This window comes from Brevundimonas sp. (assembly GCF_046295595.1).
Classification (GTDB): Bacteria; Pseudomonadota; Alphaproteobacteria; order Caulobacterales; family Caulobacteraceae; genus Brevundimonas.
The window spans coordinates 1-24,508 of record NZ_JBKBMX010000025.1 but is presented as its reverse complement, the minus strand read 5'-3'; the positions used below and the strand labels follow the sequence as shown (position 1 = coordinate 24,508).

General features: G+C 69.2%; 26 protein-coding genes, 5 tRNA genes and 1 pseudogene. 24 read left to right on the top strand and 8 right to left on the bottom strand.

The features are described from left to right. Nucleotides 1–39: 39 nt before the first annotated feature. Nucleotides 40–114: transfer RNA gene (locus ACK4JY_RS13720), tRNA-Thr, on the bottom strand. Nucleotides 115–212: 98 nt separating this feature from the next. On the opposite strand from ACK4JY_RS13720, the gene ACK4JY_RS13715 reads away from it, so the two are divergent. The 15 genes and pseudogenes from ACK4JY_RS13715 to ACK4JY_RS13645 form a co-directional block, all read left to right on the top strand. Beyond that, nucleotides 213–395 (top strand): hypothetical protein, encoded by a 183-nt coding sequence (locus tag ACK4JY_RS13715; RefSeq protein WP_409606622.1) that lies wholly within the window; start codon nt 213–215, stop codon nt 393–395. Nucleotides 396–494: 99 nt separating this feature from the next. Then, nucleotides 495–1,784, top strand: coding sequence for a UDP-N-acetylglucosamine 1-carboxyvinyltransferase (gene murA / locus ACK4JY_RS13710; protein ID WP_409606620.1), 1,290 nt, complete (start codon nt 495–497; stop codon nt 1,782–1,784). After that, nucleotides 1,774–2,268 (top strand): DUF2948 family protein, encoded by a 495-nt coding sequence (locus ACK4JY_RS13705; protein ID WP_409606618.1) that lies wholly within the window; start codon nt 1,774–1,776, stop codon nt 2,266–2,268. Before murA ends, ACK4JY_RS13705 begins: the two co-directional genes overlap by 11 nt. Then, entirely contained in the window at nt 2,265–2,729 is a 465-nt protein-coding gene (locus tag ACK4JY_RS13700; protein WP_409606617.1) for a UPF0262 family protein, read from the top strand. The genes ACK4JY_RS13705 and ACK4JY_RS13700 overlap by 4 nt, the downstream gene beginning before the upstream one ends. Nucleotides 2,730–2,957: 228 nt before the next feature. Continuing rightward, a complete protein-coding gene (infA, locus tag ACK4JY_RS13695) occupies nt 2,958–3,176 on the top strand; it encodes a translation initiation factor IF-1 (RefSeq protein WP_003164348.1) in 219 nt (72 codons plus the stop codon). Nucleotides 3,177–3,188: 12 nt separating this feature from the next. Beyond that, the gene (locus ACK4JY_RS13690; RefSeq protein WP_409606614.1) at nt 3,189–3,767 is read left to right on the top strand and encodes a Maf family protein; all 579 of its coding nucleotides are present in this window, start codon (nt 3,189–3,191) and stop codon (nt 3,765–3,767) included. Then, on the top strand, nt 3,764–4,807 hold the full coding sequence (locus tag ACK4JY_RS13685; protein ID WP_409606612.1) for an RNA-binding protein: 1,044 nt from the start codon (nt 3,764–3,766) through the stop codon (nt 4,805–4,807). Before ACK4JY_RS13690 ends, ACK4JY_RS13685 begins: the two co-directional genes overlap by 4 nt. Before the next feature lie 4 nt (nt 4,808–4,811). Continuing rightward, nucleotides 4,812–4,976 (top strand): DNA gyrase inhibitor YacG, encoded by a 165-nt coding sequence (locus ACK4JY_RS13680; protein WP_409606610.1) that lies wholly within the window; start codon nt 4,812–4,814, stop codon nt 4,974–4,976. A gap of 63 nt (nt 4,977–5,039) precedes the next feature. Continuing rightward, nucleotides 5,040–5,115: transfer RNA gene (locus ACK4JY_RS13675), tRNA-Phe, on the top strand. A 380-nt stretch (nt 5,116–5,495) separates the two neighbouring features. Continuing rightward, nucleotides 5,496–6,383: a tonB-system energizer ExbB gene (gene exbB / locus ACK4JY_RS13670; RefSeq protein ID WP_409606646.1), complete on the top strand. Its 888-nt coding sequence runs from the start codon at nt 5,496–5,498 to the stop codon at nt 6,381–6,383. Between the two features lie 5 nt (nt 6,384–6,388). Next, a complete protein-coding gene (locus ACK4JY_RS13665) occupies nt 6,389–6,823 on the top strand; it encodes a biopolymer transporter ExbD (RefSeq protein WP_409606608.1) in 435 nt (144 codons plus the stop codon). A 16-nt stretch (nt 6,824–6,839) separates the two neighbouring features. After that, nucleotides 6,840–7,556 carry an energy transducer TonB gene (locus ACK4JY_RS13660; protein ID WP_409606606.1) on the top strand — a complete coding sequence of 239 codons (717 nt, stop codon included), beginning with the start codon at nt 6,840–6,842 and terminating at the stop codon, nt 7,554–7,556. A 129-nt stretch (nt 7,557–7,685) separates the two neighbouring features. Then, complete coding sequence (locus ACK4JY_RS13655; RefSeq protein ID WP_409606605.1) at nt 7,686–8,432, top strand: M48 family metallopeptidase; 747 nt, start codon at nt 7,686–7,688, stop codon at nt 8,430–8,432. Nucleotides 8,433–8,657: 225 nt separating this feature from the next. Beyond that, nucleotides 8,658–8,734, top strand: a tRNA-His gene (locus ACK4JY_RS13650). A gap of 27 nt (nt 8,735–8,761) precedes the next feature. Further along, nucleotides 8,762–9,166, top strand: a pseudogene (locus ACK4JY_RS13645) (methyltransferase domain-containing protein); the annotation flags it as partial. 262 nt (nt 9,167–9,428) lie between these two features. Here the strand turns inward: ACK4JY_RS13645 and ACK4JY_RS13640 are convergent. Then, entirely contained in the window at nt 9,429–11,279 is a 1,851-nt protein-coding gene (locus tag ACK4JY_RS13640; protein ID WP_409606603.1) for a patatin-like phospholipase family protein, read from the bottom strand. 175 nt (nt 11,280–11,454) lie between these two features. Further along, entirely contained in the window at nt 11,455–11,853 is a 399-nt protein-coding gene (locus tag ACK4JY_RS13635) for a DUF1489 domain-containing protein (RefSeq protein WP_409606601.1), read from the bottom strand. An 80-nt stretch (nt 11,854–11,933) separates the two neighbouring features. Between ACK4JY_RS13635 and ACK4JY_RS13630 the strand changes: the two genes are divergently transcribed. After that, nucleotides 11,934–12,299: a putative quinol monooxygenase gene (locus tag ACK4JY_RS13630; protein ID WP_409606599.1), complete on the top strand. Its 366-nt coding sequence runs from the start codon at nt 11,934–11,936 to the stop codon at nt 12,297–12,299. A gap of 131 nt (nt 12,300–12,430) precedes the next feature. Here the strand turns inward: ACK4JY_RS13630 and ACK4JY_RS13625 are convergent, their stop codons facing one another. Continuing rightward, the gene (locus tag ACK4JY_RS13625) at nt 12,431–14,332 is read right to left on the bottom strand and encodes an acetyl/propionyl/methylcrotonyl-CoA carboxylase subunit alpha (RefSeq protein ID WP_409606597.1); all 1,902 of its coding nucleotides are present in this window, start codon (nt 14,330–14,332) and stop codon (nt 12,431–12,433) included. 163 nt (nt 14,333–14,495) lie between these two features. Then, complete coding sequence (locus ACK4JY_RS13620; RefSeq protein WP_409606595.1) at nt 14,496–15,398, bottom strand: enoyl-CoA hydratase-related protein; 903 nt, start codon at nt 15,396–15,398, stop codon at nt 14,496–14,498. Nucleotides 15,399–15,463: 65 nt separating this feature from the next. Between ACK4JY_RS13620 and ACK4JY_RS13615 the strand changes: the two genes are divergently transcribed. After that, a complete protein-coding gene (locus tag ACK4JY_RS13615) occupies nt 15,464–15,832 on the top strand; it encodes a DUF2200 domain-containing protein (RefSeq protein WP_409606593.1) in 369 nt (122 codons plus the stop codon). On the opposite strand, the gene ACK4JY_RS13610 is transcribed toward ACK4JY_RS13615, so the two are convergent. Then, nucleotides 15,833–17,425: a carboxyl transferase domain-containing protein gene (locus tag ACK4JY_RS13610; protein ID WP_409606591.1), complete on the bottom strand. Its 1,593-nt coding sequence runs from the start codon at nt 17,423–17,425 to the stop codon at nt 15,833–15,835. 130 nt (nt 17,426–17,555) lie between these two features. Here ACK4JY_RS13610 and ACK4JY_RS13605 point away from each other — a divergent pair, with 130 nt between their 5' ends. From ACK4JY_RS13605 to ACK4JY_RS13590, 4 genes are all read left to right on the top strand, one after another. Further along, nucleotides 17,556–18,023 (top strand): OsmC family protein, encoded by a 468-nt coding sequence (locus ACK4JY_RS13605; protein ID WP_409606589.1) that lies wholly within the window; start codon nt 17,556–17,558, stop codon nt 18,021–18,023. Nucleotides 18,024–18,192: 169 nt separating this feature from the next. After that, a complete protein-coding gene (locus ACK4JY_RS13600) occupies nt 18,193–19,533 on the top strand; it encodes an MATE family efflux transporter (RefSeq protein WP_409606587.1) in 1,341 nt (446 codons plus the stop codon). A 60-nt stretch (nt 19,534–19,593) separates the two neighbouring features. Continuing rightward, nucleotides 19,594–21,297 carry a methionine--tRNA ligase gene (metG, locus tag ACK4JY_RS13595; protein ID WP_409606585.1) on the top strand — a complete coding sequence of 568 codons (1,704 nt, stop codon included), beginning with the start codon at nt 19,594–19,596 and terminating at the stop codon, nt 21,295–21,297. A 14-nt stretch (nt 21,298–21,311) separates the two neighbouring features. Next, nucleotides 21,312–22,103 (top strand): ATP-dependent Clp protease proteolytic subunit, encoded by a 792-nt coding sequence (locus ACK4JY_RS13590; RefSeq protein WP_409606583.1) that lies wholly within the window; start codon nt 21,312–21,314, stop codon nt 22,101–22,103. Between the two features lie 3 nt (nt 22,104–22,106). On the opposite strand, the gene ACK4JY_RS13585 is transcribed toward ACK4JY_RS13590, so the two are convergent. After that, entirely contained in the window at nt 22,107–22,949 is an 843-nt protein-coding gene (locus ACK4JY_RS13585; RefSeq protein WP_409606581.1) for a YjbE family putative metal transport protein, read from the bottom strand. 51 nt (nt 22,950–23,000) lie between these two features. Next, nucleotides 23,001–23,939, bottom strand: coding sequence for a 23S rRNA (guanosine(2251)-2'-O)-methyltransferase RlmB (rlmB, locus tag ACK4JY_RS13580; RefSeq protein WP_409606579.1), 939 nt, complete (start codon nt 23,937–23,939; stop codon nt 23,001–23,003). Between the two features lie 147 nt (nt 23,940–24,086). Between rlmB and ACK4JY_RS13575 the strand changes: the two genes are divergently transcribed. From ACK4JY_RS13575 to ACK4JY_RS13565, 3 genes are all read left to right on the top strand, one after another. Next, nucleotides 24,087–24,170 (top strand) — tRNA-Tyr (locus tag ACK4JY_RS13575). A 91-nt stretch (nt 24,171–24,261) separates the two neighbouring features. After that, nucleotides 24,262–24,335 (top strand) — tRNA-Gly (locus ACK4JY_RS13570). Between the two features lie 52 nt (nt 24,336–24,387). Next, nucleotides 24,388–24,508, top strand: a 121-nt coding sequence (locus ACK4JY_RS13565) for a GTP-binding protein (protein WP_292097508.1), incomplete at its 3' end; no start/stop codon positions are given.

Genomic DNA, 24,508 nt, shown 5'->3' with positions numbered 1-24,508 from the left:
CAAAAGGCCCGATCCGGGGGATCGGGCCTTTGTTCAGAGTGGTGCCGCCGGGGGGAATCGAACCCACGACCTCAGCCTTACCAAGGATGCGCTCTACCACTGAGCTACGGCGGCGGAAACTGAGGAAGCGGCCGTATAGCCAACCGGGGACAAAGGGGAAAGCCCGAATTCCCCTGCTTGCGAAAAAGGTTGGCGGCGGGTCTCATCGCCTCATGGATGAGTCGAAGATTCCAGCGCCCCTGCCAGACCTGCCGGCCAGCCTGCCGGATCCGCTGGCCCCGCCGAAGACGCCGGCCAGCGCCCGGGCGCAGCGGCTGGCCACGGCGCTCAGGGCCAATCTGAAGCGGCGCAAGGCGGCCGCCCGCGCGATCAGGCCGGCCAAGCCGAGCAACTGAATGTCATCGGCCGTACGCGACGGATGGCCTTTCGCAATCGCTGCTGTCCGGGCTAGATAGCCGGCCCCCGGCGCACCCGCGCCGGTCTGTAGAGACGATATGGACAGCATCGCCATCCAAGGCGGCGCCCGGCTGAACGGAATCATTCCGGTCAGCGGCGCCAAGAATTCCGCCCTCAAGCTGATGGCCGCCTCGATCCTGACCGATCAGCCGTTGCGCCTAACCAATATGCCGCGCCTGGCCGACACGAAATTCCTCGGCCGGCTGCTGCGCGAGCTGGGCGTCGAGGTGACCGAGAACGGGCATGGGGAAGAGCAGGAGACGCTGTTCCACGCGGCGCAGATCACCTCCAGCTTCGCGCCCTATGATCTGGTCCGGCAGATGCGGGCCTCGTTCAATGTGCTGGGGCCGCTGCTGGCGCGCACCGGCGAGGCGCGGGTGTCGCTGCCGGGCGGCTGCACCATCGGCGCGCGGCCGGTCGACCTGCACCTGCACGCCCTGACCGCCATGGGCGTCGAGATCGAGCTGGACGAGGGCTATGTCATCGCCCGCGCGCCGAAGGGGCTGAAGGGCGCCGAGATCGAGTTCCCGTTCGTCTCGGTCGGGGCGACCGAACACGCCCTGCTGGCGGCGGTGCTGGCCGACGGGACGACGGTGCTGAAGAAGGCCGCGCGCGAGCCGGAGATCGGCGATCTGGCCCGCTGTCTCGTCGCCATGGGGGCGAAGGTCGAGGGCATCGACACGCATGAACTGGTCATCACCGGGGTCGGCTCGCTGGGCGGGACCGAATGGCCGGTCATCGCCGACCGGATCGAGATGGGCTCCTACGCCGTGGCGGCGGCCATGGCCGGGGGCGAGGTGCGCCTGACCCGGGCGCGACCCGAGCTGATGACGGCGCTGGGCGAGAAGATGGTCGCCGCCGGCGTCGAGGTGACGCCGACCGAGGACGGGGTGATCGTCAAACGCGACCCGGCGGTGCGGCTGAAGGCGGTCGACGTCGCCACCGAGGTCTATCCCGGCTTCGCCACCGATCTGCAGGCCCAATTCATGGCGCTGATGACCACCGCCGAGGGCGAGAGCGTCATTCACGAGAACATCTTCGAGAACCGCTTCATGCATGCGCCGGAGCTGATGCGGCTGGGCGCCGACATCCACGTCCACGCCGGCGAGGCGGTGGTCAGGGGCGTCGGTGTGCTGCACGGCGCCCAGGTCATGGCCACCGACCTGCGGGCCTCGGTCAGCCTGGTCATCGCCGGTCTGGTCGCCGAGGGCGAAACCACGGTCGGACGCGTGTACCATCTGGACCGCGGCTTCGAGCGGCTGGAAGAGAAGCTCGGGGCCTGCGGCGCGCAAATCCGCCGGATCAAGGGCGACGACCATGAGCACTGAGGCGACGATCGCCGGGACCGACACGGACGCCGGGGCCGTTCCGGGCGGTCAGGCCGTCGAGCCTCTGCGCCTGCTGGCCGAGGACGCCGACGATCTGCACATCATTTCGGCCGCGCTGCAGGACGCGATCCTGCGGCCGGTCGATATCGTCTGGGAGCCGGCGGCGCGGCGGGTGACGCTGGCGCTGAGCCGGTTCTGCTGGGAATGCGGCGGCACGCGGGTGATGTCGGCGATGCAGTTCGGCGACGTGCTGTCGGTCAAGAGCCGCCGCCTGCCGCGCGGACCGGAGCACGCCCTGGAGCTGCTGGCCATGGATTTCGTGCCGGACGAGGCGCCGGGCGGGCGGGTCATCATGATGTTCGCCGGCGGGGGAGATCTGCGCATCGACGTCGAATGCCTCGACGCCGTGCTGACGGATCTGTCGGAGCGCTGGCCCGCGCGGGTCGCGCCGAGCCATCTGGCCGAAGGGCCGGAGCCGGCGTGAGCGAGCACCGCCTGTCCTCGGTCGAGCTGGATCCGGCCACCCTGCCGGCGGCGACGGCCGAGATCGAGCATGAACGCCGGGTGGCGATCTTCGACCTGGTCGAGAAGAACAGCTTCGAGCCGGCCGGGGCGACCGGCGGGCCCTATGGTCTGAAGCTGTCGCTGCTGGACGGACGGCTGGTGTTCGACATCGCCGGGCCGGCGTTCTCGCGCGCCCACGGCCTGTCGCTGAGCCCGCTGAACAAGGTGGTGAAGGACTATATCGGCATCTGCGACAGCTATTACGAAGCTCTGCGCGGCACCTCGCCGGGTCAGATCGAAGCCGTCGACATGGGCCGGCGCGGTCTGCACAACGAGGGCGCCGAGCTGCTGAAGGCGCGGCTGGACGGCAAGATCGCCGTCGACCACGAGACGGCGCGGCGGCTGTTCACCCTGGTGACGGCGTTGTACCGGCGGGGGTAGGGGAGAAGTGGTTAGTGATTAGTGGTTGGCTGGGGCCTGGGCGACGGAGCGGTTCGCGCCGCCCTTCCGCCGCCAGTGAAGCGGCCAACCACTAATCACTAACCACTAATCACTCCTGCGCGTCGCCTCGACTTTCGGCGCGATCTCAGGCATTAGGCCCGCTCTTTTCGACGCGCGCTTTCGCCCGGCGCGCGTTCAGACCTGTATTCACTGGGCGCGAGAGGCCGCATGGCTAAGGAAGAACTGCTCGAGTTTCCCGGCGTCGTCAGCGAACTGCTGCCGAACGCGACGTTCCGCGTGACGCTCGAGAACGATCACGAGATCATCGCCCACACCGCCGGCAAGATGCGCAAGAACCGCATCCGCGTGCTGGCCGGCGACAAGGTCCTGGTCGAGATGACGCCCTACGACCTGACCAAGGGCCGCATCACCTATCGCTTCAAGTAAGGACGGGCTCGGATGAGCCGTCCTGAACTGGTGCTGGCGTCGGCCAGCCCGCGCCGTGTGGAACTGCTGGCGCTGGTCGGGATCACGCCCGACCGCATCGAACCCGCCGACATCGACGAAACGCCGCTGAAGGACGAGACCCCGCCGCGTCTCGCCGCCCGTCTGGCCCGCGCCAAGGCGACGGTCGTGGCCGGGCGCGCGCCGGAGGCCGTGGTGCTGGCCGCCGATACGGTGGTGGCGGTGGGGCGTCGACTGCTGGAAAAGGCGGCCGACGAGGCCGAAGCCGTGCGGTTCATGAAACTGCTGTCGGGGCGCAATCACCGGGTGTTCACCGGCGTCGCCGTCGCCGCGGGCGGCGTGACGCGGCATCGGGTGGTCGAGGCGCGGGTCAGTTTCAAGGTGCTGTCGGACGCCGAGATCGCCGCCTATGTCCGATCCGGTGAATGGCGCGGCAAGGCCGGGGGCTACGGCATCCAGGGCCGGGCGGGGGCTTTCGTGACACGAATCGTCGGCAGCTATCCCGCCATCGTCGGTCTGCCGTTGTTCGAGACCGTCAATCTGCTGGCCGGAGCCAGCTGGCGGGCGGAGTGAGCGGGGTCGAGACCTTTGTGGACGACACGCCCGGAGAGGTCCGCGGCGTGGTCGTCCGGGCCGGCCGGTTCGAGCAGTTGATCATCGAGAGAGACGGCGATGTCCCGCAGCACCGGCTGGAGGCCCGGTCGATCGGGCGGGTCGCCGCCGTCGATGCGGGGCTGAAAGGGGCGTTCATCGACCTCGGGGCCGGGGAGCCGTTTGGCTTCCTGCCGCTGCGCAAGAGCGACCGGTTCGCCGTGGGCGCAAAGGTCGAGGTCGAGGTCTCGGCCGAACCGCGCGAGCAAAAGGGTCCGACGCTGGGCCTGATCGGGGCCGGGGAGGGGGAGCCGCGGCTGCTGCGGCCCGGGCCCAGCGTGACGGAAAAACTGGCGCGGCTGGCGCCGGGCGTCGAGCCGCGCACCGGGGCGGCGGCGATCCGCGCCAGTCTGGAGGCGGAGGAGGAGGCTCTGGCTTCATGGGCGCTGTTCGCCCATGCGGGCGTGCGGCTGGCGGTCGAACGGACGCGGGCGCTGGTTGCGGTGGATATCGATCACGCCGCCGCCCCCGGCCGCGACGGCCGGCGGGACAAGGCCCGGGCGAACCGCGACGGGCTGATGCAGGCGGCGCGGCTGATCCGGCTCAAGGGCTGGGGCGGACTGGTGGCGGTCGATCTGGTCGGGACCGGCCACGACGGCGCGGCGATGCTGGCGGCGGCGAAGTCGGCTTTCGGGTCCGCGTTCGGGGGCGATCCGGCGATCGGCTACGGGCCGGTCAACCGCTTCGGCGTGCTGATGCTGTCGCTGCCGTGGCGCACGACGCCGGTCGATGAGCGGCTGCCGCGGCCGGACGGGCGGCCGACGGCTGAGACGCGGGCGATCGATGCGGTGCGGCGGCTGAAGCTGGCGCTGGCGAACGATACCGCGGCGCCGTATCTGACGCTGCGGTGTCCGCCGGCGATCGCGGCGCGGGTAGAGACGCTGGCGGCGCGGCTGGGGCCGCGGGCGCGGGTGAAGGCCGATCCGGCGCTGTCGGACGGCGTGCAGATCGATGAAGGCTGAGGCGATGGCGACCTGTCCGATCTGCCGGCGCGCGCCGGCCGACGCGAAATACAAGCCGTTCTGCTCGAAACGCTGCGCCGACATCGACCTGCAGCGCTGGTTCGCCGGGTCCTATGTCGCGCCCGGCGGTGCAGAGGAGACGCCTTCGCGCGACGACGACGAAGGCTGACAAGACCGCTGGACACCTGAAAACGGCTCGCCTATAGACGCCGCTCTCGCGAATGGACGCCTCGCCTGGGTAGCTCAGTTGGTAGAGCAGCGGATTGAAAATCCGCGTGTCGGTGGTTCGAATCCGCCCCCAGGCACCATCGTGCGCGGCCTCGCCGGAAACCGCCGTCCAACGATCATGAAATTGTCGCGTTCCGGCGGAATCCTTGGCTTTGAACGGGTTCGCTCACCCCGGAGGGGAAAAGCGCCGTTGCGCACTTGACGCTCTGGTAACCGTTCGCCAAAGGAGCTTGACCGCTTTTCTTGGCGCGCGGTCGGCGGAAGCGGGATTCAGAAATCCCGCGTCGTCGACACCGCCCCGGGCGCCGAAAGGCAACCGGAAGCGTCAGGAGGCGTTCCGCAGTCCGGGGATCTCAGGTCCCCACGCTGAGAACGAAATTTCATGGGGGAGCGGTCGTCGTCTGCGGCCGCTTCTCAGGGTTCCACAAGTCAGACCAAAACAAGCAGGAACTGGCGAACTATGCTCGATATCAAGAAGACCAACATCCTCCTGGCCATGGCCGGCGCCGCCGTCCTGATGGCTGGTACGCCGGTCCTCGCGCAGGATGCCACCGCTCCGGCCGCCCCCGCGGCTGCCGAGGCTCCCGCCGCTGACGCGGCTGCAACCCCGACCCCCGAAGCGGCCCCGGCCGCTGAAGAAGCGCCGGCAGAAGGCGCGCACGGCAAGATGACGCCCGCCAGCATGTTCATGGAAGCCGACATCGTCGTTAAGACGGTGATGATCGGCCTGCTGCTGGCCTCGGTGTTCACCTGGGTGATCCTGCTGATCAAGCTGTTTGAATTCGGCGCCCTGAACCGCAAGACCGACCAGTTCCTCGAGTCCTTCCGTCAGACCCGCACGATCGCCGACATGCGTCGCGTGGCGACCTCGGAAGAGTTTGAAGGCAACCCGCTGGCCGACATGGCCGCCGCGGCCACCGACGAAATCGAACTGTCGCGTCAGGCGGGCCTTTCGGTCACCGGCGATCACCTCGACACCGCCACGGGCCGCGCCCAGGCCGCCGTCAACGCCGTGCAGGCCGGTCTGGCCAAGCGCCTTTCGGGCGGTCAGGGCTTCATGGCCTCGACCGGTTCGACCGCGCCCTTCATCGGTCTGTTCGGCACCGTTTACGGCATCATGAACTCGTTCATCGGCATCGCGAACACCAACACGACCAACCTGGCCGTCGTCGCCCCCGGTATCGCCGAGGCGCTGCTGGCCACCGGCATCGGCCTGTTCGCGGCCATCCCGGCGGTTATCTTCTACAACTACTTCAACACCCGCATCGCGTCCTATGGCACCCGTTCGGACGGCTTCAACGCCGAGCTGATGAACGCCGTGTCGCGTAACCTCGACAAGGGGGCGTAAGTCGGATGGCCGCCAAACTCTCCGGTGGCGGCGGCGGCAGGTACGCCATCGAGCAGAACAGCGAGATTAACGTCACGCCGTTCGTGGACATCATGCTCGTCCTGCTCATCATCTTCATGGTGGCGGCTCCGCTCGCCACCGTGTCGGTGGAGGTGAAACTGCCGGTCGCGGTCGCGCCGATGGCTCCCAACCCGCCGAAGCCGTTCTACGTTTCGATCCAGGCCAATTCCCGGGTCTATCTCGGGGATGACGAGGTCGATATCGACTCGGTGGGTATCGAGCTGCTCGACCTGATCGGCAACTCGACGCCGTCGGACGAGCGGATCTTCATCCGCGCCGATCAGACGACCCGGTATGGCGACTTCATGCAGGTCATGAACGCCCTGCAGGACAGTGGTTTCTACAGCGTCGCCCTGGTCGGCGAAGACCAAGCGACATAGTGGGAGCGGTGAGAACATGACTGAAGTCGAATATCATCGCAGCCTCTATGACCCGCCGAAGGCGAAGGGCATTTTCGGGGTTCCCCCGCATGTGTTCATCGCCAGCGTCGTCGTCGTCAGCCTGCTCTTCGCCCTGCTCGCCTTCTATTTCATCAACGCCCAGTTCAAGCTGCGCGAGGTGAACTATTCGGATGAGTCGATCGAAGTCGAGCTGATCGAGCCGATCCCGCCGCCGCCTCCGCCCCCGCCGCCTCCGCCGCCGCCGCCCGAAACGGCGCCGCCGCCCAAGCTGCAGGTGCGGGTGCCCGCTCCTCTTCCGGTGAATATCCCGGTGCCGCCGCTTCCGGTGCCGCCGACGCCGAAGGAAGACCGGATCGCCTCGACGATCCCGCCTGGCCGGATCGACGGGCCGGTGACGGTGCCGCTGCCGCCTCCGCCGCCGCGGCCGTCGGTGATCACCAACCCGAGCTGGTCGCGACAGCCGTCGATCGAGTTCCCGACCCGCGCCCAGTCGCGCGGCATCTCGAACGGTTCGGTCACCCTGAACTGCCTCGTGAACGCCAACGGCAGCCTTTCCGACTGCAACATCGTGTCGGAAGACCCCTCAGGCGCCGGGTTCGGCCAAGCGGCCCTAGCGGGCGCCCGACGGGCCCGGTTGTCGCCCCGGACCGTGGACGGCGCCGCCGTCAACGCCCGGGTCAACTGGACCACGCGGTTCCGTCTTCCCGACTAGTTCGGGCGGGGCCAGAGAAAAGAACGCCCCGGTCCCCGCGACCGGGGCGTTTTTCGTTGCGCCGCCGGGCGACGGCGGGAGCGTCCGCCGCGGCCGCGCGTTGTGCCGCGAAGCTGAAGAGGAACCCCCATGAACCGTCCCCGCCTCCTTGTGATCGCCGCGATCGCCGCCCTGTCGACCGCGGCCTGCGCCTATAACGAGACCCTCGGCCGCAACCAGTTCCTGATCGTCGACGACGGGGCCCTGACCCAGCAGTCGGAAGCGGCCTGGGCCGAAGCGCTGCGGACCCAACCGGTCTCGCGCGACGCGGCGGCGAACGCCCGCGTCCGCCGCGTCGGCGCCCGGATCGTCGAGGGCGCGGGTCTGACCGGTCGCAGCTGGGATTATGCGGTGTTCGTCAGCGAGAGCCCCAACGCCTTCGTCCTGCCCTCGGGCAAGATCGGCGTGACCACCGGGCTGCTGGGCCTGGTCCGCAACGACGATCAGCTGGCGGCCGTGCTGGGCCATGAGATCGGCCATGTGGTCGCCCGTCACGCGGCGGAGCGCTATTCGTCGACGGCGGCGACCAGCGTGGTGCTGAGCGGCGTCCAGAGCGCCGCCGGCGACTACGCCCAGGCGGCCGGCGCGATCGGCGGCCTGGGCGCCCAGCTGGGCGTGCTGCTGCCCTTCTCGCGCCGGCACGAGCTGGAGGCCGACCGGCTGGGCGTCGACTATCTCCAACGCGCCGGCTACCGGCCGTCCGAGTCGATCGCCCTGTGGCGGCTGATGGCGCAGCAACGGCAGGGTTCGACCCCGGAGTTCGCCTCGACCCACCCGTCCGACGCCAGCCGGATCGCGGCGCTGGAGCAGTATATCGCCAGCCAGGGCTGGAGCTGAGTCAGCAGGCAGCAGGCAGCAGTAGGCAGCGGGCAGCGGGCAGCGGGCGGCAGAAAGTAGTGAAGCCCGTCTCCGGCGGGTGCAAGGGATGGCTGTGGCGGTCAGCGGAGCCTTCAATCTGCTGCCTGCTGCCTGCTGCCTGCTGCCTTCGGTCAAATCCACCTTGATCGCCGCCAGCGACACGGCTAGACACCGCCCTCGCGTCGCCCCTCGCCGGGGCCCTGCGCCGCCTTAGCTCAGTTGGTTAGAGCGCCGGTTTGTGGAACCGGAGGTCCTCAGTTCAAGCCTGAGAGGCGGTACCATCTTCCCGATCTGGAGCGCGTCACGGCATGACCGACACGCCGCCGGCCTGGGACCCCCTGCAGTACAGCCGCTTTGAACGCGACCGCGACCGCGCCGCCGGCGACCTGATGGCGCGATTGCCGGACCGACTGGCGCCGGGCGAAATCTGGGACCTTGGGTGCGGGGCCGGCCAGCATGCGGTCGCGCTGGAGGGCCGCTATCCGCGGGCGGCCGTGCACGGACTGGATTCCAGCGCGGCCATGCTGGACGCCGCGCGGGCGCGGGCGCTGGCCATCGACTGGCGGGCGGGCGATATCGCGGCGTGGGAGCCGGAGCGGCCGGTCGATCTGATCTGGGCCAACGCCTCGCTCCACTGGCTGCCGGATCATGAGGGCTTGCTGCGACGGCTGACGGGCGCGCTGGCTCCCGGCGGCGTGCTGGCCGTGCAGATGCCGATGGCGTACGAGACCCGGCACCACACGCTGATGCGCGAGGCGGCGGCCGACGGGCCGTGGGCGGCGGCCCTGGCCGGGGTCGCCACGGTCGCGCCGCTGCTGGAACCTGGGACCTATTATTCCGTGCTGGCGGAAGAGTGCGGCGACATCGACATCTGGTCGACCACCTATCTGCAGGCGCTGGCCGGGCCCGACGCCGTGCTGGAGTGGATGAAGGGCACGGCGCTGCGGCCGTACCTGGCCGCCCTGCCCGACGAGGTCATGCGGCGGGGGTATCTCGCCGCGCTGGGCGAGCGGCTTTCCGGGGCTTTTCCGCGACGGCCGGACGGGGTGACGCTGATGCCGTTTCCGCGTCTGTTTCTGATGGCGCGCAAACGCTGAGCGGCGCGCGACGCCGCAGGTGGGTGACCGGCCGGTCGAGGGCGTCGAGCGCCTCCCGGGTGGCGCGGTAGCCGGCCTCGACGCCGGGCTCGAACCCCTTCCAGTCGCGGATGTCGAGGCCGTCCGGAGTCGGCTGGATCAACAGGTCGGTGGCGGCGCGCGAGCTCTCCAGATCGGCGTCGGTGGTCAGGGTGGCCGAACGCATCAGGATCGAGACGATCGGCGGCCCGCGACGCCACGCCCCGGTGGCGATCAGCCGCCAGATCGAGGGCGGATGCTCGATCATCCCGGCGTCGACGCCGCGCGTCTCGGACATGTCGATGCCGATCACCGGGCCGGGGTTCATCTGCCGCATGACCTCGGCCGGCAGGTTCTTCAGCACCGCCCCGTCGACCAGCACCTGGCCGTCGATGACCACGGGCGGGAGGATGCCGGGAATGGCGATCGAGGCGCGCAGGGCCCGCCGCATCAGGCCGCGCCGGTGGATCTCCAGCTTGCCGCTGGTCAGGTTGGTCGAGGCGGCGAAATAGGGGCGGTGCAGGTCGGCCAGGTCGATGTCGCCATAGGCCTCGAGCAACAGCCGGTCGACCTTGTGGGCGCGGGTCATGGCCAGCATCGGGAAGGCGAGGTCGGACAGGGGGTCGCTCTGGACGAAGGCCTTGCGGATGCGGGCCTCCAACTCCTCCTGCGACCAGTCCAGCGCCGGACCGGCGGCGATCACGGCGCCCATCGAGGCCCCGCCGACGAAATCGATCGGCACCCCGGCCTCGCGCAGGGCCCTCAGCGCGCCGATGTGGGAATAGGCCCGGGCGCCGCCGCCGGACATGACCACGCCGACGGCCGAGCCGGTGATGACCCGGCCCAGCCGCTCGGCGTCGGCCTGGTCGCCCTCGACCGCCTGGAACCAGCGGCCGGGCGAGATGGCGTCGATCCAAACCCCGGTGTTGGCCGGGTGTTTCATGCGTGGGTCGCGCAGCAGGATCAGGTCGGTGCGGCGCTGGGCGTCCAGCACCCCGGCGTGGGGCAGGGGGCGGTTGGGCGGGGCCATCAGCCCGGCGCCGACGACGAAGACGCGGTCGACCTGGCGCGCGCACAGGGCGGCCCAGGCCGGCTCGTCCATCTCGGCGACATAGAGGACGTAGTCGTGGGTGTCCTCGACCCGGCTGAACCATTCACTGGCCGAGGACAGGGCGGTCTGGTCGATCACTTGGCAGCTGAAGCCCTCGGCCTCGATGGCGGCGGCGATGCGTTCGACGAAGGCGCGGATCGGGCGGGGGCGAGCCGAGACGAAGCCGAACACGCTGGGCTCGCCGCCGCCGGAGCGGCGGTCACGGGCGCGCTGGATCATCAGCCGCGACAGCTCGACCATCAGGTCCGGTTCGGTTCGGGCGGCGTCGAAGAAGGCGTCGCGCGGCAGGGCCAGCACCTCGGAATCGCGCAGGGCGACGACGTCGGCGGTGTGGACGGTGCCGGCCAGCATGGCCATCTCGCCGGCCGGCTCGCCGGGCCGGATGACGCCGACGAACTGGGGCGGGCGGTCCTCGGCCGGGTTCTTGCGGAACACGCCGAGGCGGCCGGAGCGCACCAGATAAAGGGTGTCGGCCGCGTCCCCCTCGGCGAACAGGGTCTCGCCGCCGGTCAGGGCGAACCAGCTGGCGCGCGTGTTCTTTCCGCCCTCGAAGATGCGGTGGAGGGCGTCTTCGAGGCGGTCGGAGCGGACAGGTGCCATGGGCGGACGCTAGCGGGAGTCGGCGGGGGCTGGCGAGAGGGTTGGGATTCGGGATGAGGGATGAGGGATGAGGTCATGAAAGGCTTGAGCCCGATCATTAGAGCCCTGCATGGTCGCTGGCCTGGAGCCGACCCTTGCCCCTCATCCCTCATCCCTCATCCCTAATCCCTAATCCCTACCACGCCCCCATCTCCCGCAGCCGCTTGGCCAGATCCTCCGGCACCTCGCCCGCGTCGAGCGAGGACAGGTCCGGCGGGGCGTCCTTGGGCTCCAGATAGCGCCAGCCCTGGAAGGGGCGACGGGCCTGGGGGGCGGTGCGGATGACCTCGGGCGACAGCTTGATGTGGCACATGGAGGCCTTGCCCTCGCCATTCGTCGAGACGTCGAGGATCGGCATGCGGCAGGTCACGGAGCCCTTCATGACCCAGAACAGGGAGCCGCCGTCCTCAAGTTCGGCGGCGCGTTTGGGCGTCATCCGGGTCTGGACGGTCAGCCATTCGCCCTTGGCGGCGCGGCGCTCCAGCGTCTCGACCTTGGCGACGCCGACGCACAGCTTGATCATGTGGAGGGACATGGTTGGGGGTTAGCATTGTTCGCGCGGAGGGCGGGAGACAGGACGGCGGGATGGGCCTGGAAAAACGCCATGAGGGTTGGATGCGCGACGTGCTAGCGGGGGCGGCTGGTCTGACCTGTCTCGGGTCGGCGCGGACGGGAAACGGGACCATGTACGGACTGATCGGCAAGATGACCGCGATCCCGGGCCAGCGCGACGCGTTGACGGCGATCCTGCTGGAGAGCCTCGGGCGTATGCCGGGCTGTCTGAGCTATATCGTCGCCCACGACCCGGCCGACGCCGACGCCATCTGGGTGACCGAGGTGTGGACCGACGTCGCCGCCCACCGCGCCTCGCTGCGGGTCGAGGCGGTCAAGGAGGCGATCCGCAAGGGGATGCCGCTGATCGCGACGTTCGAGGATGCGCAGGTGACGACGCCGGTGGGCGGGGTGGGAATGCTGAGCTGACCTTTCCTTCTCCCATTGGGAGAAGGTGGCCGGGCGGAGCCCGGTCGGATGTGGGGTTACGGTGTTTGACGCCCCGGGCGCCGAAACCCCACACCCTCCCACTCGCTGCGCGAGCGGGCCCCTCCCTCTCCCTATGGGAGAGGGTTTACGGTGGCCAGCACCGTCCCGTCGGTGACCTGATCGCCGACGGCCACGGCGATTTCGGCGACCACGCCGTCGAACGGGGCGACGAGGGCGTGCTCCATCTTCATGGCCTCGAGCACGACGACCGGCTGACCCTTGGTCACCGCGTCTCCGGGCTTGGCGGGCGTGGCGACGATCTTGCCGGGCATGGGGGCCCGGAGCGAGCCGTCGGAGGCGGGGCCGGAGGCTCCGAGCGCGCCGATGGGCGCGCGCGCGGACACGACAAACGCGCCACCCCGTTCAAATCTCACGGAAGTGACCCGATCAACTCGAAGTTCGCCGGCGCGGTCGAAGACCTCGTCGTCGACCTCGATTTCGGTCCTGCTTCCGTCGACGAATAATACCTGGCGCCGGACGAACTGGGCGTTCAAACGCCATCCAATCTGCGACAGCATCCCGTCCCACGGTTCGACGCCGTGGTGACGCATCTGACCCTCTGCGAAGCGCAAGCCCCGCGCCGCACCCTGAAGCCCCTCCTCGGACAGCGACGCAGGCTCAAGAGCCTCGGCCTCCGCCGCGATGAACCCGGTATCGACATCACCGTCGACGAACCGGGGGTGTTCGAGGCAACGAACGAGGAAGGCTGCGTTGGTGCGTACGGGCCAGACCTCGACGTCCGCGCACGCTTCAGCCAGGCCTCCCGCAGCCTCCTCCCGAGTTTCCGAATGGACGATGAGCTTGGCGATCATCGGGTCATAGAACTGGCTGACCTCGCCGCCTTCCTCGACGCCGGTGTCGACCCGGGCGGAGTAGGGAAGGACGAAATGATCGAGCTTCCCGATCGACGGCAGGAAGCCGTTGGCCGGGTCCTCGGCGTAGAGGCGGGCCTCCATGGCCCAGCCGTTCAGCGGGATGTCGGCCTGTTTCAGCGGGATCGGCTCGCCGGCGGCGACGCGCAGCTGCCATTCGACCAGATCGACGCCGGTGATGGCCTCGGTGACCGGGTGTTCGACCTGCAGCCGGGTGTTCATCTCCATGAACCATATCCGGTCGGCCCGGAGACCCTCCGAGGCGTCGGCGATGAATTCGATGGTGCCGGCGCCCTCATAGCTCACGGCCTTCGCGGCGCGGACGGCGGCGTCGGTGACGGCCTTGCGGGTGGCGGCGTCCATGCCGGGGGCGGGGGCCTCCTCGATCACCTTCTGGTGGCGACGCTGCAGCGAGCAGTCGCGCTCGTGCAGGTGGACGACGGTCCCGTGCGTGTCGCCGAACACCTGCACCTCGATGTGGCGCGGGCGGGTGATGTATTTCTCGATCAGGACGCGCGGGTCGCCGAAGGAGGACTGGCCCTCGCGCTGCGCCGAGGCGAGGCCGTCGGCGAAGTCCTCGGCGCGCTCGACCTTCTTCATGCCCTTGCCGCCACCGCCGGCGACGGCCTTGATCAGCACCGGGTAGCCGATGGCGTCGGCCTCCGTCTGCAGGCGTTCGGGCGACTGGTCCTCGCCGAGGTAGCCGGGCGTGACCGGCACGCCGGCCTCGATCATCAGGGTCTTGGCGGCGTCCTTCAGGCCCATGGCGCGGATCGAGGCGGGGTTGGGACCGATCCAGACGATCCCGGCGGCCATGACGGCCTCGGCGAAGTCGGCGTTCTCGGACAGGAAGCCGTAGCCGGGGTGGATAGCCTCGGCGCCGGTCGCTTTCGCGGCGGCGAGGACTTTCGCCGCGTCAAGGTAGGACTCGCGCGCCGGGGCTGGGCCGATCAGGACGGCCTCGTCGGCCTCGCGCACATGCAGGGCCTTTCCGTCGGCCTCGGAATAGACGGCGATGGTGCGCAGGCCGAGGCGACGGGCGCTGCGGAAGACGCGGCAGGCGATCTCGCCGCGATTGGCGACCAGGACGGATTTGAACATGGGTCGGTTCTAGAGGCCGGCGGGGCGGAGTGGCTAGTGATTAGTGGCTAGTGGCTAGTGGCTAGTGGCTGGCCGGCGTCCGGGGGTCCGGGATGACGGCGTCGCCCTTCCGCCGACAGGAAGCGACAATCACTAGCCACTAGCCACTAGCCACTCCTCGTGCCTACTCCGCCCAGCGCGGCTTGCGCTTGTCGAGGAAGGCGCGGACGCCTTCCTGGCCTTCCTCGGAGGCGCGGGCGCGGGCGATGCGTTTGGCGGTGTCTTCCATCAGGCCGTGGTCGATCTTCTGGCCGGCGACGTCGTTGACCAGGCGTTTGGCGTCGCCCATGGCGCCGGGGGCGTTGGTGGTCAGGCTGTCGGTCAGCATGGAGATGAACTCCTCGACCGAGCCCTCGGGCAGGACCATGTCGATCAGGCCGGCGTGGGCGGCGTAATCGGCGTCGAAGATGTTGGCGGTCAGGAACAGCTGGCGCGCGCGGCGGGGGCCGATGGCCTCGACGACATAGGGGGCGATGGTCGCCGGGATCAGGCCCAGCTTGACCTCGGAGAAGGCGAAGCGGGTTCCCTCGACGGCCACGGCCATGTCGCAGGCGGCGACGATGCCGGCCCCGCCGCCCATGGCCGCGCCCTCGACAATCGCCACGGTCAGGGCCGGGATGTCGTGCAGGGCCTTGAGCATTTTCGCCAGACCCATGGCGTCGTCGCGGTTGTCGCCCTCGGACCAGCCGGCGGCGTCGGCCATCCAGCCCAGATCGGCGCCGGCGCTGAAGGTGCCGCCCGCGCCGCGGATGAAGACGGTGCGCACCCGGTCGGCGCCCTGCAGGGTCTCGAACGCCTCATAGAGGGCGGCGACGGTCGGGCCGTCGAAGGCGTTCTTCTTCGCCGGCCGGTTGATGGTGACGAAGACCACGCCGTCGGTGGTGGAATCGATCTGCACCAGGTCGTCATTGGCGTCGGGCGCCGGGTCGGCCAGCAGGGGGTGGGCGATGGCGTTGATCTCGGCCGTCTCGGCGTCGGTGACGTCGAGGGCGTTGAGCTCGGCTTCGGTGGGGGTGCGGTCGGTCATGGTGGTCTCCGGATGCTGCAGCGGTATAACGCGTTCGGGCCCGAACGGAACCTGGAGACGTCGCCATGGCGACCAGCGCGAACGACCGCATCCGCCGGATGAGCGTGGCGAGCGTCCACGTCCACTATGTCGCCAAGGTCGAGAAGAAGGGGCGTGGGCGGGCCGAGGTCGACGAGGTGATCCGCTGGCTGACCGGCTATTCACAGGACCAGCTGGAGGCGCTGCTGGCGGCGAAGACCGACTTCGAGACGTTTTTCGCCGAGGCGCCGGCGATGAACCCGAACCGCTTCCTGATCACCGGGATGATCTGCGGCTACCGGGTCGAAGAAATCGAGGACCCGTTCATGCGCGAACTGCGCCACCTCGACAAACTGGTCGACGAGGTGAGCAAGGGGAAGGCGATGGAGAAGGTGCTCAGAACGCCTCCCGCCTGATCACATCCGGAACACGCCGAACGTCGTCTCCGGGATCGGGGCGTTGAGGCTGGCGCTGATCGCCAGTCCAAGCACATCCCGCGTCTGCGCCGGGTCGATCACCCCGTCGTCCCACAGCCTCGCGGTGGCGTGGTAGGGATTGCCCTCGTCCTCGTATTTCTGGCGCACGGGATCCTTGAAGGCCTCTGCCTCTTCCGGCGTCCAGGTGTCGGCGTCGCGGTGGACGGTGGCCAGAACGGCGGCGGCCTGTTCGCCGCCCATGACGCTGATCCGGCTGTTGGGCCAGGTGAACAGGAAGCGCGGGGAGTAGGCGCGGCCGCACATGCCGTAGTTGCCGGCGCCGAAGCTGCCGCCGATCAGGACGGTGAATTTCGGAACCTCGGCCGAGGCCACGGCGGTGACCAGCTTGGCGCCGTTCTTGGCGATGCCCTCGGCCTCGTATTTGCCGCCGACCATGAAGCCCGAGATGTTCTGCAGGAACAGCAGCGGGATCTTCCGCTTGCAGGCCAGTTCGATGAAATGGGCGCCCTTGAGCGCGCTCTCGGAGAACAGCACGCCGTTGTTGGCGAGGATGGCGACCGGATAGCCCCAGATGCGGGCGAAGCCGCAGACCAGGGTCGTGCCGTACAGGGCCTTGAACTCATCGAACTCGGAGCCGTCGACGAGCCGGGCGATGACCTCGCGCACGTCATAGGGGGCGCGGACGTCGTCGGGGATCAGGCCGTACAGCTCCTCGGCGTCATAGGCGGGGGCGCGCGGTTCGCGGACGTCGAGGTCGACGCGTTTCACCGTGTTCAGGCTGTCGACGATGGTGCGGACGATCTCCAGCGCGTGCTCGTCATTCTCGGCGACATAGTCGACCACGCCGGAGCGACGGCCGTGGGTCTCGGCGCCGCCCAGCTCCTCGGCGGAGATGACCTCGCCGGTGGCGGCCTTCACCAGCGGCGGGCCGGCCAGGAAGATGGTGCCCTGATTGCGCACGATGACGGTCTCGTCCGACATGGCGGGCACATAGGCGCCGCCGGCGGTGCAGGAGCCCATGACGCAGGCGATCTGGGGGATCGACTTCGCCGACATCCGGGCCTGGTTGAAGAAGATGCGGCCGAAATGGTCGCGGTCGGGGAAGACCTCGGCCTGGTGCGGCAGGTTGGCGCCGCCGGAATCGACCAGATAGACGCAGGGCAGGTTGTTCTGTTCGGCGATCTCCTGGGCCCGCAGGTGCTTCTTCACCGTCATCGGGAAATAGGCGCCGCCCTTCACCGTCGGGTCGTTGGCGACGATCATGACCTCGCGGCCCGAGACGCGGCCGACGCCGCAGATCATGCCGGCGCCGGGGGCCTCGCCCTTGTACATGTCATGGGCCGCCAGCTGGCCGATCTCGAGGAAGGGCGAACCGGGATCGAGCAGGCGTTCGACGCGGTCGCGCGGCAGCAGCTTGCCCCGGGCGACGTGGCGTTCGCGGGATTTCTCGGGCCCGCCGAGGGCGGCCTCGGCGACCCGGGCGCGCAGCTCGTCGCGCAGGGCGCGGTTGTGGGCGTCGAGCGCCTTGAAGGCGGGGCTGTTCGGATCGATGGCGGACGTCAGCTTGGGCATGGGTGTGGTTTAGGGGGCTTGGGGCGACGGGGGAAGGTGGCGCGCGCAGTTGCGACTGGCCGGGGAGGTAGCTTGACCGTGGCGAGGCGGCGGCCCAGATCCTCCGCGCCCATCACGAGGAGCCGGTCCCATGTCGCAGCACGAGTATACCGCCGCGATCCGCTGGACCGGCGACCGGGGCGAGGGGACGAAGCGCTATCTCGGCTATGACCGGACGTGGGACATCGAGACGCCGGGCAAAGCCGTGGTGCACTGTTCGAACGATCCCCTGCTGGGCGGCGATTCGACCAAGGCCAACCCCGAGGATCTGCTGATTTCGGCCCTCTCGGCCTGTCACATGCTCTGGTACCTGCATCTGGCCCACAAGGCGGGCATCGTCGTGCGCGGCTATGAAGACCAGCCGGTCGGGCTGGGCGAGACCTCGCCGAACGGCGCGGGCCGTTTCCTCAGCGCCACGTTGCGGCCGAAGATCACGGTCGAGCGCGGCGCCGATCTGGCCCGCGCCGACGCGATCCATGGCGAGATCCACGAATTCTGCTTCATCGCCCGGTCGGTGAATTTCCCGGTCGGTTTCGCGGCGACCTACGAGGAAGTCTGACGATTCCTCCCCTTTGGGGGAGGGGGACCATGCGAAGCATGGTGGAGGGGGCCTGGTCCGGGGAGCCGGTGCGTGTGGTCAGCCCCCTCCACCGCTTCGCGGTCCCCCTCCCCCTGCGGGGGAGGAATGGCTTGACCCGGCCCGTTCCCCATGGCCTGTCGCGCCTCCCATGGTCACCCTCAGCCGCCAGACCCGTTCCACCCTGAAAGACCTGCTGCACCTCGCGTGGCCGGTGGTGCTGGCGCGCATCGGCATCATGACCATGGGGCTGACCGACGCCATCGTGGTTGGCAGATGGTCGGGACTGGAGCTGGCCTACAGCTCGCTGGCCATGACCCCGACGATGATCGTGGTGACCACCGCCCTTGGCCTGCTGATGGGGGTGCAGGTGATGACCGCCCGCTTCCTCGGCGAGGGACGGCGGCACGAGGTCGGGGCGGTGCTGCGGCGCGGCGTCAGCTATTCGTTGCTGCTCGGCTTCGGCTCCATGATCGCCCTGATCCTGCTGGGGCCGTGGGCGCTGCGCAGCCTCGGGCTGGCCGACGGCCTCGCCGAGGGGGCCTCGCCGGTGCTGATCATCCTCGCCCTGTCGATGCCCGGCTATCTGGTCAGCGTAGCGGCGCAGCTGTTTCTGGAGGCGCTGCACCGGCCGCGCGCGGGCATGTGGGCCATGTGGGTCGCCAACGGCGTCAATCTGGCGCTGAACCTGCTGCTGGTGCCCGACGTGCTGGGGTTAGGCTTCGACGGCGCCGCCGCCGCGGCCTGGGCGACGCTGTTCGCGCGCACCTCGCTGGCGGTGTTCCTGATCGTCTACATCGTGCGCATGCCCGAGGCGCGGTCGCTGGGGGTGTTCAACCGGCCGCGGCGCGACCCGGTGGCGGAGCGCGACCAACGCAAGGTCGGCTATGGCGCCGGCAGCTCGTATTTCATCGAGGTGGCGGCCTTCGGGGCCATGACCTTCATCGCCGGCCAGCTGGGGGCGATCGAGACCGCGGCCTGGACTATCGTGCTCAACGTCTCGGCCGTCGTTTTCATGGCGCCCATGGGGCTGTCGTCGGCGACGGCGGTGCTGGTCGGACAGGCCTATGGGGCGAAGGACGGGCGCGGGGTGATGCGGGCCGGTCTGGTCGGGATCGGCGTGGTCAGCGTGCTGACGCTGACGGTGGCGCTGGTGCTGTGGCCGACCGCCCCGTGGGTGGCGAGCGCCTATAACCGCGACCCGGCCCTGCTGGCGGTGGTGGTTCCGGCGCTGGTGCTGGCGACGCTGTTCTTCGTCGCCGACGGCATCCAGGTGGTTTCGGCCTCGGCCAACCGGGCGGCGGGCGATGTCTGGTGGCCGACGATCATGCATTTCGGCGCCTACAGCCTGATCATGATGCCGCTGGGCTGGTGGCTGGCGCACGAGATCGGGGTCAACGGACTGGTCTGGGCGGTGATCATCGCCAGTCTCGTGTCGTCGGCGCTGCTGACGGGGCGGTTCGTGCGGGTGGCGAAGCGGCTGCCGGTCTGAGCCTTTGCCGCCGGGGCCTTCGCCCTCTATATCCGTCGCCTCCCCAAGACACGGATTCCCATGTCCCGCATCCTCATCACCTCGGCCCTGCCGTACATCAACGGCATCAAGCATCTGGGCAATCTCGCCGGATCGATGCTGCCGGCCGACGTCTGGGCCCGATTCAAGCGGGCCCAGGGTCATGAGGTGCTCTACATCTGCGCCACCGACGAGCACGGCACCCCGGCCGAGCTGGCCGCCGCGGCCGCCGGTCAGGACGTGCGGACCTATTGCGACGAGCAGCACGAGATCCAGAAGGCCGCCGGCGAGGCGTTCGGCCTCAGCTACGACTGGTTCGGCCGCTCGTCGAACGCGCCCAACCATCGCCTGACCCAGCATTTCGCCCATGTCCTCGAACAGAACGGCCTGATCGAGGAGCGGGTCGACCGGATGATCTATTCCATCGATGACGCCCGCTTCCTGCCCGACCGCTATGTCGAGGGGACGTGTCCCCACTGCGCCCATGTCGGGGCGCGCGGCGACCAGTGCGACAACTGCGGCCGGCTGCTGGACCCGACCGACCTGATCGACCCGTATTCGGCGGTGTCGGGGTCGAAGAACCTCGAGGTGCGCGACACCCGCCACCTGTATCTGCTGCAGACGAAGCTGGAGCAGCGCATCCGCGACTGGATCGGGACCAAGACCGACTGGCAGACGCTGGCCAAATCCATCGCCCTGAAACACCTCGACGAGGGGCTGATCGACCGCGGCGTCACCCGCGACCTGAAATGGGGCGTGCCGGTGGTCGGTCCCGACGGCGGGCCGCGGCCGGGGATGGAGGGCAAGGTCTTCTACGTCTGGTTCGACGCCCCGATCGAATATATCGGCGCCACCGAGGAATGGGCCGAGGCGACTGGCCGGACGTGGCGCGACTGGTGGCGGACGGACGAGGGCGCCGACGACGTCCGCTACGTCCAGTTCATGGGCAAGGACAATGTCGCCTTCCACACCGTCAGCTTCCCGGCGACCATCCTCGGCTCGGGCGAGCCGTGGAAGACGGTCGACACGCTGAAGGCCTTCAACTGGCTGAACTGGTACGGCGGCAAATTCTCGACCAGCCAGAAGCGCGGCGTGTTCATGGATCAGGCGCTGGAGCTGCTGCCGGCCGACTACTGGCGCTGGCATCTGACGGCCTATGGGCCGGAAGGGTCGGACGCGGCCTTCACCTGGGAGCAGTTCCAGTCGACGACCAACAAGGACCTGGCCGATGTGCTGGGCAATTTCGTCAACCGCATCGTCAAATTCGCGGAGTCGAAATTCGATGGCGTCGTGCCTGAGGGCGGGGAGCCCGGCCCGCTGGAGGCGAAGCTGGAAGCCGATGTCGCCGCAGGCATCGCCGAGGCGACCGCCGCCTTCGAGGCCATGGAGTTCCGCAAGGCCTGCCAGGCCCTGCGCGCCGTCTGGGTGCTGGGCAATGAGTATCTGCAGGAGGCGGCGCCGTGGACCGCCTTCAAGACCGACGTCGACCGCGCCGCCGTCGGCGTCCGTACCGGCCTGAACCTGGTCGCCCTGTTCGCGCGTCTGGCGGCCCCGGTGACGCCGTTCTCGGCGGAGAAGATCGCCGCCTCGGTCGGGGCGACCGACCTGTCCTGGCCCGCCCCCGACGATCGTCTGATTGACCGGCTGCCGCGCGGGCAGGCAGTCTCGGCGCAGGGGGTGCTCTTCACCAAGATCGAGGACGCCCAGGTCGCGGAATGGTCGGAACGCTTCGGCGGGGCCGACTGACAGGAGTTCAGTCGATGTGGTTGCCCGTCCTCCTTGCGGTGTTGGGTACGCCGGATGTCGCCCCTCCCGACCGTGAAGCCGCCGTCATCGCCGCCTGCGCCTCATGGAACGCCGGGCGCGAAGCGGGGGCGCCGCCGCAGACCCACCGGGTCGAGCCGGACGGGCTGTGCTTCGCCGGGGACATCAGGAGCGAGAGCTCGGCCGCCTTCGTCGAGACCCTGTCGGGCTTCGATCCGGACACGCCGCTTGTCGTCGTGCTGACCTCGGAGGGCGGCGAGGTCAATGCCGGCATGGCCATGGGCGAGGCCCTGGTCCCCTATACGGCGACCGTGGTGGCGCACCGGGTCTGCGCCTCGTCCTGCGGCAACTATCTGTTCACCGCCGGCGACAGGCGGGTGATCGATGACGACGCCCTGCTGCTGTTTCACGGCGGGGCCCGTTTGATCGACGAGGCCGAACTGCGCGAGATGATCGCGCCCGAGGTCCCGGCCGATCAACTGGACGCGCAGGTCGCGGGCGTCCTCGCCGACCTTGAGATGCAAATCGGGCGTCAGGACGCCTTCCTCGAGCGCGCCGGGGTCGACGTGGATCTGTTCCGGTGGATGGCCGGCTTCAACGATCTGCCCGAGGAGGCCTTCTTCGCCCTTTGCCCCGTGCGCGACCCCCGGATGATCCTCTATTCTGACCGGCTGCTGGCGGAACACGGCGTCGTCGTGCACGAGAACCGCGGCCCGCAGAGCGACGCGGCGGTGGCCGCCGGGGTCGCCGCCCTGGGCCGTCCCGGGGCCGCCTGCTTCATGGATTGAGGCTCAGCTCGCCGGCGGCGCCACCGTCGCGGGCGGCGGCGCGTCGGTGGGCGCGGTCGGCGTCGGCGGGGCGGGCAGGGCGCTGTCTTCGGTGCGCACGCCCTTCAGATGCTTGGCCGCCTCTTCCTCGCCGATGTCGAGGAAGCCCGGCGCCGAGGCGTTGAATTCCTCAAGCCGGTCGGTGCGCACGATCACCGAACGGGCGCCGTCCCAGATCATGTGCAGGGCCACATACAGCACCACGACCAGGCCGACGTAGCCGATCCAGCGGTGCCGGGTCAGCAGCTTGGCGATGAAGGTCGCGGCCACGCCCATCAGGGCGATCGACAGGATCAGGCCGAAGACCATGATCCAGGGGTGGTCATGCGCCGCCCCGGCCACGGCCAGCACATTGTCCAGTGACATGGTGATGTCGGCGATCATGATCTGGACCAGGGCCGCGCCGAAGGTCTTGCGCTTGACGCCCAGGGCCTCGGGAGACGGGCCGCCGCCATGGTGGATCGACAGGGCGGTCTCCAGCTCGGCCTCGGCCTCGGCCTGGTCGTGGGTGCGCTGCTCCTGCAGTTCGCGCCACATCTTCCAGCACACCCACAGCAGCAGGACGCCGCCCGCCAGCAGCAGGCCGATGATGGCCAGCAGCTGGACGGTGATCAGGGCGAAGCCAATGCGCAGGACGACGGCGGCGGCGAGACCGATGAGGATGGCCTTCTTGCGCTGCTCGGGCGCGAGGGCGGCGGCGGCGAGGCCGACGGCGACAGCATTGTCGCCGGCCAGCACCAGATCGATCATCAGCACCTGGCCGAGGGCGGTGGCCTGGCTGGCGAGTTCGGGAAAGAGGAAGTCCATGATTGGCGTCTAGGGCAGGAGGGATGGGATGGGCAAGATGGAAGGCGGGGTTCAGCTCACGCCGCGCGCCCGCGTCGATTCATACAGCGCCACGGCGGCGGCGTTGGAGACGTTCAGGCTTTCGAATCCGCCGGGCATGGGGATGCGGGCCATGACGTCGCAATGCTCGGCCACCAGCCGGCGCACGCCGTCGCCCTCGGAGCCCATCACCAGCACCGTGGGCCGGCCGTCCAGCGCCTGTTCCAGCGTCAGCTCGGCGTCGCCGTCCAGACCGACGGCGCGCCAGCCGAGATCGGCCAGTTTTTCCAGCGCCCGGCTCAGATTGGTGACGCGGGCGCAGGGCAGCCGCTCGGTCGCCCCGGCCGAGGCCTTGGCGAGGGCCCCGGCGAGGGCGGGCGAATGCCGGTCCTGCACCACGATCCCCTTCGCCCCGAAGGCGAGGGCCGAGCGGAAGATGGCGCCGACGTTCTGCGGATCGGTCAGCTGGTCCAGCATGACGATGACGCCGCCCTCGCCCGGTCCGGGGGCGGGGTCGGCGAAATCCTCCAGCGCCACGCCTTCCAGCGGCTGGACCTTGAAGGCGAGGCCCTGGTGCACCGCGCCGGGCGGCAGCATCCGCTCCAGCGCCTGGCCCTCGATGATCTCGATCTTGTGGCCGTGGGCGGCCTTGTCGCGTTCCAGCTCGGCGGCGCGGTCGGCGGTCGCCAGCAGCCGGCCCATGCCCTTGCGCGCCGGATTGGCGAGGGCGGCGAGCACGGGATGGCGACCCCAGACGAAATTGTCGCCGTCGATCTTGCTGCCGCGCGGGCCGCGCGGGGCGGAATCAGCGGACCGCGTCGGCGGATTGGGGTTCCAGCCGCCGCTCTTGGGCGCGCCCTTGTCGGCGCTCCGGTCAGCCCCGCGCGGGCCGTCCGGACGCCCGCCGGGCTTGCCTCCGAAGGTCGGCTTCTTGACCGATTTCCGGTCGTTGCGTTCTGGATTTCTCGACACTATAAGACGCCCTCCGATTTGGAGCCCTGAGGGCTTTCGGGTCTGGCGCCCCTCCTAAACCAGGCGACGCGGGACACCGAGAGCTTTTGTTGTTTCGCCGACCGAAAGGTGGACGAGGCATCGGTCCGACGGTTCGAAAAGCGCGCTGGGGGAATGTCCCGAGCGGCAAAGGGGGGGGACTGTAAATCCCCTGCGTAAGCTTCGCAGGTTCGAGTCCTGCTTCCCCCACCACGCGCTTTCGAAACGACGGTCCGGACCCCATATCGGTTCGGCGGTCGACGGCCCCAGCCTCTTCGGAGGGCGGGCCCAAGGCCGTCTCCGTGCGGGTATAGTACAATGGTAGTACAGCAGCCTTCCAAGCTGAATATGTCGGTTCGATTCCGTCTACCCGCTCCAGAATTCTCAAGCTGACCCAATCGCCCCGTCCCGGGCCACAGGAGTTTTGGCCATGGCCAAGGAAAAGTTCGAACGTAACAAGCCGCATTGCAACATCGGCACGATCGGTCACGTCGACCACGGCAAGACGACGCTGACGGCGGCGATCACGATGGTCCTGGCCAAGGCCAGCG

What these genes read in the sequence shown, in the direction of transcription:
- ACK4JY_RS13715 (WP_409606622.1), top strand. Translation starts at nt 213, where the DNA reads ATGGATGAGTCGAAGATTCCAGCGCCCCTGCCAGACCTGCCGGCCAGC.
- murA (WP_409606620.1), top strand. Translation starts at nt 495, where the DNA reads ATGGACAGCATCGCCATCCAAGGCGGCGCCCGGCTGAACGGAATCATT.
- ACK4JY_RS13705 (WP_409606618.1), top strand. Translation starts at nt 1,774, where the DNA reads ATGAGCACTGAGGCGACGATCGCCGGGACCGACACGGACGCCGGGGCC.
- infA (WP_003164348.1), top strand. Translation starts at nt 2,958, where the DNA reads ATGGCTAAGGAAGAACTGCTCGAGTTTCCCGGCGTCGTCAGCGAACTG.
- ACK4JY_RS13690 (WP_409606614.1), top strand. Translation starts at nt 3,189, where the DNA reads ATGAGCCGTCCTGAACTGGTGCTGGCGTCGGCCAGCCCGCGCCGTGTG.
- ACK4JY_RS13680 (WP_409606610.1), top strand. Translation starts at nt 4,812, where the DNA reads ATGGCGACCTGTCCGATCTGCCGGCGCGCGCCGGCCGACGCGAAATAC.
- exbB (WP_409606646.1), top strand. Translation starts at nt 5,496, where the DNA reads ATGCTCGATATCAAGAAGACCAACATCCTCCTGGCCATGGCCGGCGCC.
- ACK4JY_RS13665 (WP_409606608.1), top strand. Translation starts at nt 6,389, where the DNA reads ATGGCCGCCAAACTCTCCGGTGGCGGCGGCGGCAGGTACGCCATCGAG.
- ACK4JY_RS13660 (WP_409606606.1), top strand. Translation starts at nt 6,840, where the DNA reads ATGACTGAAGTCGAATATCATCGCAGCCTCTATGACCCGCCGAAGGCG.
- ACK4JY_RS13655 (WP_409606605.1), top strand. Translation starts at nt 7,686, where the DNA reads ATGAACCGTCCCCGCCTCCTTGTGATCGCCGCGATCGCCGCCCTGTCG.
- ACK4JY_RS13640 (WP_409606603.1), bottom strand. Translation starts at nt 11,279, where the DNA reads ATGGCACCTGTCCGCTCCGACCGCCTCGAAGACGCCCTCCACCGCATC.
- ACK4JY_RS13635 (WP_409606601.1), bottom strand. Translation starts at nt 11,853, where the DNA reads ATGTCCCTCCACATGATCAAGCTGTGCGTCGGCGTCGCCAAGGTCGAG.
- ACK4JY_RS13630 (WP_409606599.1), top strand. Translation starts at nt 11,934, where the DNA reads ATGCGCGACGTGCTAGCGGGGGCGGCTGGTCTGACCTGTCTCGGGTCG.
- ACK4JY_RS13625 (WP_409606597.1), bottom strand. Translation starts at nt 14,332, where the DNA reads ATGTTCAAATCCGTCCTGGTCGCCAATCGCGGCGAGATCGCCTGCCGC.
- ACK4JY_RS13620 (WP_409606595.1), bottom strand. Translation starts at nt 15,398, where the DNA reads ATGACCGACCGCACCCCCACCGAAGCCGAGCTCAACGCCCTCGACGTC.
- ACK4JY_RS13615 (WP_409606593.1), top strand. Translation starts at nt 15,464, where the DNA reads ATGGCGACCAGCGCGAACGACCGCATCCGCCGGATGAGCGTGGCGAGC.
- ACK4JY_RS13610 (WP_409606591.1), bottom strand. Translation starts at nt 17,425, where the DNA reads ATGCCCAAGCTGACGTCCGCCATCGATCCGAACAGCCCCGCCTTCAAG.
- ACK4JY_RS13605 (WP_409606589.1), top strand. Translation starts at nt 17,556, where the DNA reads ATGTCGCAGCACGAGTATACCGCCGCGATCCGCTGGACCGGCGACCGG.
- ACK4JY_RS13600 (WP_409606587.1), top strand. Translation starts at nt 18,193, where the DNA reads ATGGTCACCCTCAGCCGCCAGACCCGTTCCACCCTGAAAGACCTGCTG.
- metG (WP_409606585.1), top strand. Translation starts at nt 19,594, where the DNA reads ATGTCCCGCATCCTCATCACCTCGGCCCTGCCGTACATCAACGGCATC.
- ACK4JY_RS13590 (WP_409606583.1), top strand. Translation starts at nt 21,312, where the DNA reads ATGTGGTTGCCCGTCCTCCTTGCGGTGTTGGGTACGCCGGATGTCGCC.
- ACK4JY_RS13585 (WP_409606581.1), bottom strand. Translation starts at nt 22,949, where the DNA reads ATGGACTTCCTCTTTCCCGAACTCGCCAGCCAGGCCACCGCCCTCGGC.